The 14,222-nt window shown below is 58.9% G+C and carries 14 protein-coding genes; 11 read left to right on the plus strand and 3 right to left on the minus strand.

Features of this window, described 5'->3' with window-relative positions; all coding sequences use genetic code 11:
* Nucleotides 1–19 precede the first annotated feature (19 nt).
* A complete protein-coding gene (locus NY023_RS17480; protein ID WP_013973216.1) occupies nucleotides 20–1,849 on the plus strand; it encodes an SLC13 family permease in 1,830 nt (609 codons plus the stop codon).
* A gap of 137 nt (nucleotides 1,850–1,986) precedes the next feature.
* Nucleotides 1,987–3,411, plus strand: coding sequence for a GGDEF domain-containing protein (locus tag NY023_RS17485; RefSeq protein ID WP_044039792.1), 1,425 nt, complete (start codon nucleotides 1,987–1,989; stop codon nucleotides 3,409–3,411).
* A gap of 1 nt (nucleotide 3,412) precedes the next feature.
* On the opposite strand, the gene NY023_RS17490 is transcribed toward NY023_RS17485, so the two are convergent.
* The gene (locus NY023_RS17490; RefSeq protein ID WP_024087382.1) at nucleotides 3,413–4,174 is read right to left on the minus strand and encodes a sulfite exporter TauE/SafE family protein; all 762 of its coding nucleotides are present in this window, start codon (nucleotides 4,172–4,174) and stop codon (nucleotides 3,413–3,415) included.
* Between the two features lie 98 nt (nucleotides 4,175–4,272).
* Between NY023_RS17490 and NY023_RS17495 the strand changes: the two genes are divergently transcribed.
* The 6 genes from NY023_RS17495 (at nucleotide 4,273) to NY023_RS17520 (ending at nucleotide 10,339) form a co-directional block, all read left to right on the plus strand.
* Nucleotides 4,273–5,178, plus strand: a complete 906-nt coding sequence (locus NY023_RS17495; protein WP_013973219.1) for a LysR family transcriptional regulator — start codon at nucleotides 4,273–4,275, stop codon at nucleotides 5,176–5,178.
* 838 nt (nucleotides 5,179–6,016) lie between these two features.
* Nucleotides 6,017–6,595 carry a cysteine hydrolase family protein gene (locus NY023_RS17500; RefSeq protein ID WP_013973220.1) on the plus strand — a complete coding sequence of 193 codons (579 nt, stop codon included), beginning with the start codon at nucleotides 6,017–6,019 and terminating at the stop codon, nucleotides 6,593–6,595.
* Between the two features lie 120 nt (nucleotides 6,596–6,715).
* Nucleotides 6,716–6,916 carry a hypothetical protein gene (locus tag NY023_RS17505; RefSeq protein ID WP_013973221.1) on the plus strand — a complete coding sequence of 67 codons (201 nt, stop codon included), beginning with the start codon at nucleotides 6,716–6,718 and terminating at the stop codon, nucleotides 6,914–6,916.
* Nucleotides 6,917–7,236: 320 nt separating this feature from the next.
* Complete coding sequence (locus tag NY023_RS17510; RefSeq protein ID WP_013973222.1) at nucleotides 7,237–7,422, plus strand: hypothetical protein; 186 nt, start codon at nucleotides 7,237–7,239, stop codon at nucleotides 7,420–7,422.
* A 1,384-nt stretch (nucleotides 7,423–8,806) separates the two neighbouring features.
* On the plus strand, nucleotides 8,807–9,361 hold the full coding sequence (locus NY023_RS17515; RefSeq protein ID WP_193384120.1) for a hypothetical protein: 555 nt from the start codon (nucleotides 8,807–8,809) through the stop codon (nucleotides 9,359–9,361).
* Nucleotides 9,362–9,586: 225 nt separating this feature from the next.
* Nucleotides 9,587–10,339, plus strand: coding sequence for an RNaseH domain-containing protein (locus NY023_RS17520; RefSeq protein WP_158308193.1), 753 nt, complete (start codon nucleotides 9,587–9,589; stop codon nucleotides 10,337–10,339).
* A 118-nt stretch (nucleotides 10,340–10,457) separates the two neighbouring features.
* Here the strand turns inward: NY023_RS17520 and NY023_RS17525 are convergent, their stop codons facing one another.
* Nucleotides 10,458–11,666 (minus strand): SIR2 family protein, encoded by a 1,209-nt coding sequence (locus tag NY023_RS17525; protein WP_044047093.1) that lies wholly within the window; start codon nucleotides 11,664–11,666, stop codon nucleotides 10,458–10,460.
* A 182-nt stretch (nucleotides 11,667–11,848) separates the two neighbouring features.
* Here NY023_RS17525 and NY023_RS17530 point away from each other — a divergent pair, with 182 nt between their 5' ends.
* The 3 genes from NY023_RS17530 to NY023_RS17540 all read left to right on the plus strand — a co-directional run bounded on the left by NY023_RS17530 (nucleotide 11,849) and on the right by NY023_RS17540 (nucleotide 13,266).
* Nucleotides 11,849–12,655, plus strand: coding sequence for an inositol monophosphatase family protein (locus NY023_RS17530; RefSeq protein ID WP_410479886.1), 807 nt, complete (start codon nucleotides 11,849–11,851; stop codon nucleotides 12,653–12,655).
* Between the two features lie 202 nt (nucleotides 12,656–12,857).
* Entirely contained in the window at nucleotides 12,858–13,022 is a 165-nt protein-coding gene (locus NY023_RS17535; RefSeq protein ID WP_148265658.1) for a type II toxin-antitoxin system prevent-host-death family antitoxin, read from the plus strand.
* A gap of 55 nt (nucleotides 13,023–13,077) precedes the next feature.
* Nucleotides 13,078–13,266: a hypothetical protein gene (locus NY023_RS17540; protein WP_085982919.1), complete on the plus strand. Its 189-nt coding sequence runs from the start codon at nucleotides 13,078–13,080 to the stop codon at nucleotides 13,264–13,266.
* A 425-nt stretch (nucleotides 13,267–13,691) separates the two neighbouring features.
* Here NY023_RS17540 and NY023_RS17545 read toward each other — a convergent pair whose 3' ends face one another.
* On the minus strand, nucleotides 13,692–13,910 hold the full coding sequence (locus NY023_RS17545) for a hypothetical protein (protein ID WP_044047095.1): 219 nt from the start codon (nucleotides 13,908–13,910) through the stop codon (nucleotides 13,692–13,694).
* Nucleotides 13,911–14,222 lie beyond the last annotated feature (312 nt).

Raw genomic sequence — 14,222 nt, forward strand, 5'->3', positions numbered from 1 at the left:
GAAGGAACACCGCCTCCCCATGAACCAAGAGCTGCTATGGGTGCTTGGCCTGCTGGCCATCGTCATCACCCTGTTCGTCATCAACCGCCCACGCATGGACGTGGTCGCGCTACTGGTGATCCTCGCCCTGCCGCTGTCGGGCATCCTCACCGTGGAGCAGGCGCTGGCCGGTTTCAGTGACCCCAACGTGGTGTTGATCGCCGCCTTGTTCGTGATCGGTGAAGGCCTGGTGCGCACCGGCATTGCCTACCGTATCGGCGAATGGATGAGCGAGCGGGCCGGCAACAGCGAGGCGCGCCTGCTGGTGTTGCTGATGGTAGCCGTGGCGGGGCTGGGTTCGATGATGAGCTCCACCGGCGTGGTGGCCATTTTCATTCCGGTGGTGCTGAGCATCGCTGCACGCCTGCAGCTTTCGCCCGCCCGCCTGATGATGCCGCTGGCTTTCGCCGGCCTGATCAGCGGCATGCTCAGCCTGGTGGCCACACCGCCCAACGTGGTGGTACACAGCGAGCTGGTACGCCATGGCGAAGCGGGCTTCAGCTTCTTCAGCTTCACCCCGTTCGGCCTGGTGGTGCTGGTGCTGGGCATCGGCTACATGCTGCTGACCCGGCACTGGCTGAATGGCGAAGTGCGCAAGGACGGCCGCGTGGAAAGCCGCCGCACCCTGCTGGACCTGGTGCTGGACTACAAGCTCAATGGCCGTGAACGGCGCCTGCGCATCCGCCCCCACTCGCCGCTGATCGGTCATACCCTGGGCGAGCTGGAGCTGCGCACCCGGCATGGCGCCAACGTGATCGGTATCGAGCGCCAGCACAAGTTCACCACGCGGGTGATCGCCGCCGACTCCAGCACCGTGCTGCACCAGGGCGATGTGCTGCTGCTCGACCTGTTCGCCAACCGCGACGACCTGCGCAGCCTGTGCCAGACCATGCAGCTGGAGCCGCTGCACTTCAAGGCGGCCTACTTCATCGACCAGTCCCAGGAGCTGGGCATGGCCGAGGTATTGCTGCCACCGGGTTCGAAACTGCTCGGCAAGAGCGTCCTCGAACTGGCCTTCCGCACGCGCTTCGACCTCAACGTTTTCGGCTTGCGCCGCGAGCAGGTGGCGATCGAAGAACAGCTGGTGGAAGAAAAGCTGCGCCTGGGCGACACCCTGCTGGTAGTCGGCCCGTGGAAAGCCGTGCGCCAGTTGCAAAGCAAGCCCAAGGACTTCCTGGTACTGAGCCTGCCCGCAGAAATCGACCTGGTCGCGCCCGCCCGCACCCGCGCACCACAGGCGTTGCTGAGCCTGGCGGTGATGGTCGGGCTGATGGTCAGCGGCGCGGTCCCCAATGTCATTGCCGCGCTGATCGGCTGCCTGCTGATGGGCGCAGGCCGCTGCATCGACATGAACAGCGCCTACCGGGCCATCCACTGGCAAAGCCTGGTGCTGATCGTCGGTATGCTGCCCTTTGCCCAGGCACTGCAGAAAACCGGCGGCATCGACCTGGCAGTGGGCGGCCTGGTCAGCGTGCTGGGCGGTGCCGGCCCCAGTGCCATCCTTGCCTGCCTGTTCGCGGTCACGGCGGTGATCGGCCTGTTCATCTCCAACACGGCCACTGCGGTACTGATGGCACCCGTGGCTGTCAGCACCGCCACGCAGCTGGGCATGTCGCCCTACCCGTTTGCCATGACCGTGGCGCTGGCTGCCTCGGCGGCCTTCATGACGCCGGTGTCATCGCCGGTGAACACCCTGGTACTTGGCCCGGGGCAATACCGCTTCGCCGACTTCGTCAAAGTTGGCGTGCCGTTCACAGTATTGGTGATGCTGGTGACCGTGTTGATGGTGCCGTGGTTCTTCGGGCTGTAGGGTTTGGCTACGAATGAAGGCGATTTGGCATTATCTCGACCGATCGCGGCAGATTGACATCAAGTCCCCTGACGAAACACACTTATGCGCAATTGCCCCAGGTGCTTCAAGCCGTTGTCCTGGATTTCGTTTCCGCCTTGCCGGTCGAGCCCATGGTTTTTCCAGCCCAATCGCGCTTGTTGCACTACGTCGTTCTACTCGGCCTGACCTTCGCCCTGACCCTGGGCGGCATCCTGGCCCGCCCGATCGAATCCCTGTCGCTGTTCTGGCCGGTCAATGCGGTCCTGGCTGGGGTGCTACTGCGCTACCCCCGCCAAGCCACGCTGACGGGCTTTACCCTGGTCTGGCTGGCCATGGTCGGCGCCGACCTGCTGTGCGGCAGCGCCTGGGTGCCTGCCCTGTGGTTCAACCTGTGCAACCTGGGCGTGGTGGTCACCCTCTGGCTGATGCTCTCGCGCTTGCCGCGCCTGCACCGACGGATGCGTTCTCCCCACGGCGTCCTCAGCGTGTTCGGCGCCAGTGCCGCCGGGGCAATAGTGGCTGCCAGCATGGCGGCGGCAGTGGCCGCGCCGTGGTTCGAACAGTCGTTGCGCGCCACCTGGCTGGCCTGGTTCAGTGAACAGTTCTCGACCAGCGTGCTGGTGCTGCCAGTGCTGCTGACGACCCCTTCGGCAAGAGCGCTGGTGCGCGGTGGCGCCCAGGCCATCCGCCTGGCGCCGTTGCTGGTGCTGCTGGCCTCGCTGGCGTTCAGCATTGCCTTCGGCGGTCCCGGGGCCATTGCCTTCCCGATTGCCGCGCTGCTGTGGTGTGCCTGGACTTACTCACCGTTCCTGGTTTCTCTGCTGACACTCACCGCTGGCAGCACGCTGATCGTGGCGGTGGCGCAAAACCTCATGCATTTCAGCGTGCCGCAAAGCGAGCCCGGAGTGACCACACTGATGTCGGCGCGCCTGGGCATCGCCATGCTGGTGCTCGGGCCGCTGGTGGTGGCCTGCGTCAGCCAGGCCAACCGCAGCCTGATGGCCCGCCTGGCGCATCAGGCCAGCATCGACCACCTCACCGGTGTGCTCACCCGCAGCGCCTTCACCCGCCGCGCCAACGCGCTGCTGGAAAGCCGCCAGCAACACGCCCAAGCGCTGCCGCTGACCCTGATGATGCTGGACATCGACCACTTCAAGTCGATCAATGATGTCCATGGCCATGCGGTCGGTGACCAGGTGCTGCGCCAGTTCGCCAGCACCCTGCAGGACCAGTTGCACGATGGTGAACTGTTCGCTCGCCTGGGCGGCGAGGAATTTGTCGTGGTCCTACCGGGCCTGGCGCCAGATCGGGCCAAGTTCACTGCCGAGCGCCTGCGCCGTGCGGTGCAGGAGCTGCATGTGATGCAGGCCGGCCAGTCCCTGCAGGTTACCGTCAGTATCGGCCTGGCCGGTTGTGCCGCCGACATGCCGGTCCCCACCCTCGATGAACTGCTGGCACGCGCCGACCAGGCGCTGTACCGGGCCAAGGCCCATGGCCGCAATCGCGTCGAACAGGCCGAGCCACAACGCCAGGCGATGTGAGCTAGCCACCCAGCAGGTCCCACGTCAACTTGGCGATCAGCACGCACAAGAGCACCAGGAACAACCCACGCACAAAGCCCGCGCCCTTGCGCACCGCCAGCCAGGTACCGGTCAGCGCGCCGAGGATGTTGCACACCGCCATGGGCAAGGCGATGGCGTACAGCACATTGCCTGATGGCACGAAGAACACCAGAGCCGCCAGGTTGGTGGCGATGTTCACCACCTTGGCCGATGCCGAGGCGTGCAGAAAGTCCAAAGCGAAGAAGCGGATGAACAGGAAGATCAGGAAGCTGCCGGTACCCGGCCCGAACAGGCCATCGTAAAAGCCGATCGCACCACCGATCAGTACCGCCAGGTACTGCTCCTTGCGGCCGATCCTTGTGGGTTTGTGCAGCGTGCCGAAGTCCTTCTTGCAGAAGGTGTAGATGGCCATCAGCACGATCAGCACCAGCACCGCCGGGCGCATCACGCTGGGCGGCACCAGCGACACCGTGGCGGCACCGGCGAACGACATGACGAAGGCACTGAGCGCTGCCGGCACGATCAACCCCCAGTCCAGCGTCACCCTGCGGATGAACGAACGCGCAGCGAAGGCCGTGCCACACACCGACGCCAGCTTGTTGCTACCGAGCAGTGCCGCCGGTTGCGCGGTGGGCAGCACATTGAACAAGGCCGGGATCTGGATCAGCCCACCGCCACCCACGGCGGCGTCGATCAGGCCAGCGGCGAAGGCAAACACGGAAAGCACAGCGATATCCATCATGACGCGGTTCCAGGCAGTGAAGACGCTTTCAAGGCTAATCAAAGTGCCGCGCTTGTGTTGAAATGCCATATTGCGAAAACTGCAACGAGGAGCAGGCAATGGCGTTGGACATGCTGCGGGAAATTCAGGCGTTCGTCAGCGTGGCGCATAAGCGCAGCTTCGTCGCCGCGGCCCGCTCCCTGGGGCGCTCACCCAGCGCGGTTACCCGCGCAGTGCAAACCCTGGAAGACAACGCCGGGAGCAAACTGCTCAACCGCAACGCCAATGCCGTGACCCTGACCGAAGCCGGCGAGCGCCTGCTGCCACACGCCGAACGCTTGCGGGATGTGCAACGTGATGCCGCCGACGAACTGGCCGCGCTCAGCGGCAGTGCACAAGGCTGGATCCGCTTCGCCGTGCCGCAGGTACTGGGTGAACATGTACTGCCCCAAGTGCTTGCCGAGTTTTCCCGCTGCCACCCCCAGGTAACCCTGGACGTGCAGTACAGCGACGGGGCCCTGGACCCGCTGCAAGGCAAGTTCGATTTCGTGGTGCGCGGTGCCTTCCCACAGTCGAGCGAGCTGATCGGCTACCCACTTTGGGATTACCAGCGCCACCTGTATGCAAGCCCTGAATACCTGGCCCTGGCCGGCACGCCACAACAACCCGAGGACCTCGAAGGCCACGCGCTGATCCTGCACACCGCCCCGCGCATCCTAAAGGCCTGGCACTTCTGCCGCGACGGCCAGATCACCAGCCTGCGCCCCAGGCCCAGGCTGCGCCTGGACTCAGGTGACGCGGTGTACCACAGCACCTTGGCCGGCGCCGGTATCGCCCGCCTGGCCGCCTGGGTCGGCGAAGCACAGGTCAAGGCCGGGCGGTTGGTGCGGGTATGCCCGCAGTACCGCCTGACCTCCAGCAACGGCCAGGACCCGCAGATGCATGCCGTGTACCCCGCCGGCGAGCTGCCGGCGCGGGTACGCGACCTGCTGGCAGCCCTGCGCCGCACCGGCCTAGCCTACTGAAACAACGCCCTGAAACGGCTGTTCAATTTCTGCTCAATTTAACAGAGCCCGCCGCGGGCTTGGCTTGCAGAACTTTATCCACAGACCTACCCACGTTTTTTGTGGACAGTTTTCCCAGTGCAAAGAATGACTTATCGTACAAATCGGTAGGGTGAATCGGCCAACAATGAAGAGGAATGGGCCCGCCCGAAGGACAGGCAGGCCGCGAGGGATAGGTGTGGTGAACGTCAGCTTGGCGGAATGGTGCCAAGGATACCGATCAGAATGGTCAGCAGCAGAAAACCACCCAGGAATAGCGCGAGCTTGCCCATTGGAACCTCTACAAGTGTGATGCGGGAATGGGCATATTGTCGGGCTTGGGCTGATACCGTTACAGATTCAGCTTTATGGAAAAAAAGCGGATCAGATGTGAGGCACCCGGTTCTTTTGTGTGAGCGGCCTTGCTTCGCGAAAGGGCCGCAGGGCGGCCCCGGCAATCTTGAGGGATGCATCGAAAACCTGGGGCCGCTGCGCGCCCCTTTCGCGACACAAGGCGCCGCTCCCGTAGAACTGCACATAACTCATTGAATTAGCAGGGGCCCTGTGGCAGCGGCTTCAGCCGCGAACACCGGCGCAGCCGGTGCCATGCACCGCGTTGGATTCTTCGCGGCTAAAGCCGCTCCCACCGGTACGCGGATTGCTTGCAATTTCAGTTATCTACGCGACAGCGCAGCCCAAAGGGCTGGGCCCTCTCCCACAAGAGCGGCGCATCTGGCCCTTACGCGTGACAGCAATTTTTGCAGTCATCCACGCTGTGCTAGGGTCAAGCGCTCGAACCTGCCAGGAGTGCCATCCCTTCATGACCGCTTTCGCCACCAACGCTGCCCTGTTGTTGATCGACCTTCAGATTGGTATCCACCACCCGCGCCTGGGCCGGCGCAACAACCCTGAGGCCGAACTGCGTATAGGCGATCTGCTGGCTGCGTGGCGTCGGTCAGGACGCCCGGTGATCCATGTGCGCCACCTGTCCCGCTCGGTAGACTCGGTGTTCTGGCCGGGCCAGTCCGGTTGCGAATTCCAGCCCGCATTTACCCCACTGGCCAGCGAAACCGTGTTCGACAAACATGTGCCCGATGCCTTCGCCAACTCCGGCCTGGAGCGCTGGCTGCATGCGCGCAGCATCAACGCACTGGTCATCGCCGGGGTAATAACCAACAACTCCGTGGAATCCACCGCACGCTCGGCGGGCAATCTCGGTTTCGATGTGGTGGTGGTGGAAGATGCCTGCTTCACCTTTGACCAGCACGACCTGCAAGGCCGGCTTTGGCCGGCGGAGGATGTACATGCGCTGTCGTTGAGCAACCTGGCTCTGGATTACGCGCGCATCCTGCGCACGGAGCAGGTTCTGATCGGTGACTCGCTTCAGGTCAACCGCTGAAGCTTCTGCGCAGGCAGCCAGCCAACTCGTCATTGCCATGGCGGCGACACCAGACCCAGCCATTGAGCGGGCGCACCATCTGCACCTGCTCTTGGCGAAGCGGATGGGCGCAGATGCCCGATGTCTACCCGCCACTCGACCACCACCCTGCCACACCGTTTCAGCCGTACACTGCTCGCCTGTACCCTGCTGCCACCTGGCCTGCTGACGGCGGACATCACCACGGCTGCAGCACAGCAGCCCCAGCCAGCCGCTACAGCGGCGGATGACTTCGACCCGCTTAACAACTTGCCGCAGGAAGCGCCTCAGACATTCACCTAGGCGGTGATGGATGCGGACCACCTGTAGCGCGCGGGGCGGCAATTGCTACATAAGGTTTCGAAAAGCACTGCAGCCTCTGGATCAATCCGCCTTGAGGGCCTGCATTGCCAAACACCTATCATCGCCACCTACCATGCGGGCTCAGGAGGGTTTGAAAGACATGATTTGAAACGCTGACTGTAGGATCTTTTGCCGCGCAATGTAGGAAGAATCTATGTAGTGGGATTTGCCTGTATGAAACATCAGTTTCTCCAGCAAATTCGAACTGCTACGGTCCAGTTTTCCTACAGCGGCACGGAAGCCTACAGCATGAGAAAAGCATGGATCCGTTCAATACCTCGGCCCTGAAACTACAGAAGAATTTGCTTAACCTGCGCCTTGAGCGTGACCGCCTGAGAAGGGAGGGCAAGGACAAGGAGGCGGACGAACTCGCGGCACCGATCGAGCGGATAGAGGCAGCTATTCGTCAATTACCGGATGCCATGAAGCCAGTGACCCTGCAATAAAAACCTGCGGGAGCGGGCATGCCCGCGAAGAATGCAAAGCCGTGTATGGCTCCGGCTGCGCCGGTGTTCGCGGCTGATGCCGCTTCCACAGATACAGTGCAGACCTCAAGCTTTCCAGCCTACGGATCCGATTTCCGCGCAGTTGTCAGTAATGCAATTTGGCTTGAGAGGCTGCGGCTAGCGCTCAGTAGCAAGCGAGGAGCCCGCCTCGGCGGGCTTTTTCGTGCCTGTAAGAATGGGATGAAGCCAGGTAAGTTGGAGCCTTGGCGAAACCGACCAAGCAAGAAGTATCGGAAGCGCCGAAACAAACGATACCCACGGATGGTCCCACGGATGGTTTCCTATGCCCCAAAAACGCAAAAAGCCCTGAATAATCAGGGCTTTGAATATGGCGGAAGCGTAGAGATTCGAACGGTTATATCAGGTTAACCCTACTACCCTTTCCTTGGTGATCATGATGAAGGAATCGCCAAAAAGTGTCAACCCCCGAGATTCGTGCCCTGTGACGACATGAGCCTCAGATACAGATGCTCTTCGATAAGATGCAACTCGTTGCACCTTGTCAGATGCACCTTTTCCAAACCCCAAAAAGCCTGAATTTCAACGAGAACAGGCTCATCACCACCCCGGTTGTAATCCGACAGCCTGAGCCGTTTCGATAGCCAATAACGTCTGGCCTGGAACTGGACTTGAGTATCCATGTAGCGCTTTGGTGCCTCAGTCATGTCGTGGCACACGATGGGCCACCCTGCCCCTTCGAGAGGCAATCCTTGGCACCTCTGTAGGCTCAGTCGTCAATTCACGTCTGTCGCCGAATGCTGATGCTGCGAAGCCAGACCTGCAGCATATCCATGCCAGCCCTCAACGTAGATCCTATTCAGATCCATTCTCCGGCATTGTGAGTGCCGTTTTGATCGGCATCCTAATTATTATAAAATTGACAACACACATCCATTCTCACTCCTTTGAATAATGGCAATCAAAGTATGTTTTAAACATACTTTTAACAGCCAGTCCGCTCGTAAAAAAATTGAAGAACGCACTTGACGAACGAGCGCCCTGCCACTTTAATGGCAACCCTCTGAGCGAGGGTACGGCTAATGACAACTGCAAAGAAGGCAACTCCAGAATCCACTTCGCCGAAGGTTAGTGGCAATTCAAGCGCAGCGACTCGACACGCCTCGAGAGTAGAGATCGTAAAAGCCGCCTCGTCTGCTGGCTTCCTCACCGAGAGTGTGATCCGAAAACTCATGAGCCATAGCCTTGAAATTCCTGAGAAGTACCTGAAATCTTCGCGCACCCAAAATTAACTTAAATATATGAGCCGCGCGGCATCCCAACGTCACGTGCAGACTATTCGCCAGCCAATCCGAGGCCTGGCCCCTTGAAAACCCCAATTCCTAAATGGCTTTTAGCATTATTCGACTGGCTGTATAGAGATCGCAGGCCAGAGCATGTGCGCAAGAGCGAACAAGACTTCATTCGCGCAGTGAATCAACTCAAAACTCTATCCGCGACTGATCGCGGAGGAATGTCCATTGACCCCGAGGAGTTGCGGGGGCAAATTTTAGAAAGCCGCGAATCTCTACGACACCTAGTGGATCCATCTCACCGAAGAGAAAATTCACAGGAGCGCAGGGGCGTCGCGATACATGAAGAGTTATGCAGCCAGTTTGATTTCTTCCAAGTAGTCACATGGCGCCGCGCCGGCGATGGATCTGCCATTCGTTACATTTGCCTCCAAGACCTGAAAAGCCATAGATGGACGGTGGCAGCAGTCGATCACTTCGTGAATGATGAGACGGTGAGCCCTGCACAGGACTATTGCCGTGTTGCTGATCTGTTCAAAGCAGCAGTTAATGCGGAAGCACTGCTTTGGCATAAGTCTCTCAAAGAGGCAATGAATGCCTACTACACTGATGGCGAAGGAGGCAATTGAAATGGGATCAAAGCGCAAGCCGTTCGTTACCACAAAGGCTATCAGCGAGGTAATAATACGATCTGGCGAGTCCTGCGACTGGCCGTCATCTCATATTCAAGAAATATGGCAGCTGGCGTCTATGTGCCGAAGCCTCTGCAGAGAACGCGGCAAACCCCAGAGCATACTGCCGTCGTCTCGATTTATCTTGCGCACACGCACAGAGGTGGTGATCTTTTCTTACCAGTGATCACCCGTACCGGGGTAGGAACGCAGCGTCATGAGGTTTTCTGGCCTGCCGCTCTGGACGACAGGTTGGTGAGGGGAGCAAGCCACGATGCGACGATCTTTCGCACGTGTTGGTATGAGTACAAAGAAGGCCTTTGTGCAATTCATGCTCAATCAGATCTTCTGCCTGCGGATGAGGCTAAGAAGATCATCTCCCGGGCTCTTCTAGCACCGACAGCAGTCGCTGATACGCCATTGATCGTCTTCATCAGTGACAGCGCCAAGCACCTCTACGCTGGACTGGATCAGGTCGGCATCGGGGCACTACCACCTGTACCCAAAGGGGCATGGTTAATCCGGGTTCGAGCAGACGATGAAACAGCCTTGATGACCGGCAATCATTCTGAATCACCGAGCCTGCCCAAATACATCGGCAGCAAGATGGGGGTCTATCAAGCAGAGCAGCAACCTGGCTTGTACTACTTCACGTCCTACTCGAAGACCTACAACAGCGTCGGCTCGCAGAGGAAGCAAACTCGCTACGACCTTCCACCCGCCAGGCTAAGAGACCCGTGGCAGCAACTGGGCGTTACCGAACTGGTCATCATCAAACCAGGTAATTTTTCCTCACCTAATGATATCTCCCTCCAAACCGGTATCTGGTGTAAACAAGCTCCGCTTTGGGATGGCTATCTTCGCCTGCCCTCTCCCATGCATGCTGCAAAGCAGATCGCACTAGACCATCCAATGATTGAGAGAGGGCACCGGTAGTCACGCGATGAGCCCCCAGCTAATGACTGATAACCGTCCAGGTTGGACAGGCTGTCCAGTCAATGAGGGATACGATGCCCGCAACCTTCACCTTGGTCGAAACATCGACGATCTCGCCTCAGGCTCCGATGTCTTGAAGCACACGGTCAAGCGAGTCAGGGTCTTTCAAAAAGCTGTAAAAGCCGTTTGTATAGATGGCAGCCTTCGCATCGCTATTCGTCGTCCAACCTGGATAAGCATTGAATTTCAAGTTCGAAATCCGCCCAAGCCTCAGTTCTTGGGTCATGGCTTCCGACTGATCAGTTTCGATACACTCTAGTGCTTTAAAAAGCCCCTTCCAACCCTTATCCCAATAGCTCACGTAAATGAGCGGAGTAGGCTCTTCAGACTTACGTGCTTGGCGCATATACGTGTTGAGGTGATAGTCACCCAGCCCACTTCCCAGCACAAATATGAGGTCGGCTTCGACAATATCGCGAGCCAGGCCACTGTAGTAGTACAGATAAGGCGTTTGCTGTAGACGCCCGAGCTTGTCCAAGCCGGTGACTATCGCGCTCCTCTCCAATTCGGTGCCGTCAGGACGCGGCCTACCAGAACCGCTGAAGGTCGAGTGCTTGAAAGCCTCGTCTCCGGACTCAAACCAGCCTAGCTCCCCGATGTCGATACTTGGGTCACCGCTCAGCCACGACGGGAATCCGAGGTGAACCGATCCATGGAGATGGAAAAGCCCTGATTGCTCCCAGCAAGACCAATAGTCCTCGGGGCTAAACAGGCTGAACTCTCCTCTTTTCTTAGTGAATCCGGTGAACAGGTGAGGGGACGCCTGAGAGAAAAAGTCATCATAATTGGTCGTATAGATCCGCGTGGTCGCGATAGACTCGAGCCTCCTCACGAATTCGCTAAGCGGAGCGAGGCTTTGCTTAGGTGCTGCCGAGGAAGCCGATGCGATGCTGTAGATCGCCTCAAGCATTGAGCTGGCCGCAGCTTTGAGAGCATCAATTTCCAGTCCGTGGTTTGGCTGCATGAATGGCAGCATGACTGGCTTGTATTTCGGCACCGCTCCGGCTAATACCTTCATTGCGGCTAGTTCGTGGAGCGCATGATAGATACGCTCGAAGTGGGCCTCATCCTTTGAGCGGTAATACTTCACTAGCTCCGCCTTTACAAACTGGTAGGCGTCCCAGCCGCCGGATCTCACGCAATACGCATCCGCCTGCAGGTGAGCCTCTAGTTGTTTTGTGAAGCCCGTTGTCTGTGGGATTCCAAAATCAACGGAGGCGCCGGCGCCCACAAGCACAAGAATCCTTTTTGCGGAGAGCGAAGTCATGACTGATCTCTGTTGTGAAGGCTGTACCGATTCTATGGAGATGTAGCCCTTCAAGCCAGATGCCATCGAGGCGGACGGCTGCCTGTGACCGCTTTGGCCCGGGCTTTTGGTGGATGCTACGATAGCGCTACCTACCTGACGCTCCCCATCCTCTCATCGGAGTCTACGTGGCAAATCTGGACATGAAGCAAATCCTTCCTTTAGTCATCGCTGCGGTCGAGCGAGCAGGTGTGCTACTTGCTGAGGAGTATGTCCGACCAGATGGCCGTAGAGGTTTCGGGGACAAAGCGGATGTAGACATCGAAATTGAGGAGGCTCTGCGGGCTGAGCTCTTGCACATCCTTCCGTGCGATTTCTGGGGCGAGGAAACCGGGCACGTACTCACAGGCAATCCATTCTGCTGGGTCGTAGATCCTAATGACGGCACCAGTGACTTTCTGAAGGGGCTCAAGGGCTCGGCAGTGTCCGTTGGACTGCTCCATGATAATTTGCCGGCGCTGGGCGTGGTGCATGCTCCAGTCACTCCTGGGGATGCCTCGGATTGCATCGCTTGGGCCGCTGGTATGGATCATTTGCTGAGGAATGGATCACCTGTTCACGTCGACCTTTCCAAACAGCAACTGTCTGAATCGAGCCTTGTGATGGTGAGCTCAGCTGCCGGCAACAAACCGCAGATCAACCAAGAGCTCTGTGCTCCCGGTGATTTTTACCCGATGCCATCGATCGCCTACCGGTTGGCCAGGGTCGCAGCAGGGGATGGGGTGTGCGGTGTATCGCTGTACCCCGTTTCCGCTCACGATGTCGTAGCTGGCCATGCGCTTCTGCTTGGCGCAAATGGGGTGCTTATTGACGAACTAGGAGATGCAATTAGGTATCAGACTGAGGCAGATATGTATCGGGTGTCTAACCGATGCTTCGGCGGAGCGCCAAGGGTATGTGCTGATCTGGTAGCTCGAGATTGGAGCAAGGTCTTTGCGAAAGATGCCTAATGATGAGCAACACCCCTGTTAGCAGGATCTGAATACCCTTTAAACCTAGCCTCTCGGCTTTGTGGCGTGCCGCCTCTGGCGGATGGCTGTCGTGAACCGAGCCCCGCCGCGCGGGTCTCGGCCCTGCCGGGCTTCCATCCTGCACGCCTGCGCGCTCCGCTTGCTGGGAAGGTGCCGGGGCCGTCATGCAGGAGTGTGATGAATGCTGACCATTATTCCCATGAGCCAGGCTCGTAGACGCCTCAGGCGCCTGGTAACGCTAGTTGCCAAGGGACACACTTTTATCATCACCAAAAACGGCAAGCCGTTAGTGTTGCTGGACGTGCCCGAACCATCCGATAAACAGGAGAAGAAGCCAGGGTTGTGAGCGTTTCCTGCAACCGCTGCAGCAAAGCATGTCACCCGGATGGAAAGGAGGTTAGATGATGACCCACAATGACGATCAGCATGCAGCCACAGAGGCATATGAACGCAAGCAGGGTCGGGTTCGACCTGAATTCCTGAACCAGGACACTCTTGATCGCGTGGCCCATGACCATGCGAAAGACCTCATTGAGCTAGGTGCAAAATCAGCAATCCATCCCCTGCCATCAACAGACTCAAAGGACTGATTTGGTGTGGTTGCCCTTTCGATCACGGGCCGCTCTGTGGCGCTCAAGGTGGGTCATTTCCTGTTTCCACTTCGCAATGAACTTCAGCCAGTCATGCAGGTAGACGCCTTCATCTACACGGGTTGAACCGTAGCTTGCGCATAAGAAGCGCTCACGCCACGGCTCCGGTATAGCGTCGTCCCGTACGATGGATATTCCAATCGAATGGGGCTCAGAAGCTACCTGATTGGTGACCTCGTCAACGGTGGCGATCCGACACGAGCCAAGCCAAGCTTGCTCTTGATGATCTATCTCGTCCAAGACCCTCAGAACGCACAGTGCTCTTGGATCACCAGGGGCAAGATGAGCTAGTGTCCATAATGCCCTCCGCCGGCGGCTTTCACGGAGATGCAGCGAATCATCATCACTGGCCATGGCGTCAATTCCTAGTGTGGCTTGCGACCGAGCCCGCCCTCGCCGGCAAGCATCTGTTCAACGAACTCAATGGACATCTCCAGCTCGCCCTGGGCTTCGTTGAAGACCGATTCGAGCGATGGATGAGCACCTGAGGCTCGCAGCTTTGCAAACAGCTCTAGGAGCTCACGGCCTTGGGCGATGGGCATCTGGATGCTGCAGTACACCGTGTCCTTCGCGTCTCTGCTCATAGGTTTCTCCAAAAATCGTCGTGTCGGGCGCGCCCTTGCGGGTCGGCTGTCGTGAACCGAGCCGCTCGCTATAGCGGCGTCTCGGCCCTGCGGGCGTCCATCCTCGCGCCTCCGACCGTCCTGGTCTGCGCGCTCCGCTTGCCTTCAGCCAGAATCCTCAACATGCTCCAGGTGATCGCTTATGTAAGCACTCGGAACAGCCAGGCCAGGACACTATGATACCCACAGAACAAATCAGCCCGGATTCGGTTGAGAGCATCGTCTGCAAACGCTGTGGTCGAGTATGTCGTCCAGAGGGCGAGTACGGCCTAC

The sequence above is a fragment of the Pseudomonas sp. NBB genome, assembly GCF_032701105.1.
GTDB lineage: Bacteria > Pseudomonadota > Gammaproteobacteria > Pseudomonadales > Pseudomonadaceae > Aquipseudomonas > Aquipseudomonas asiatica.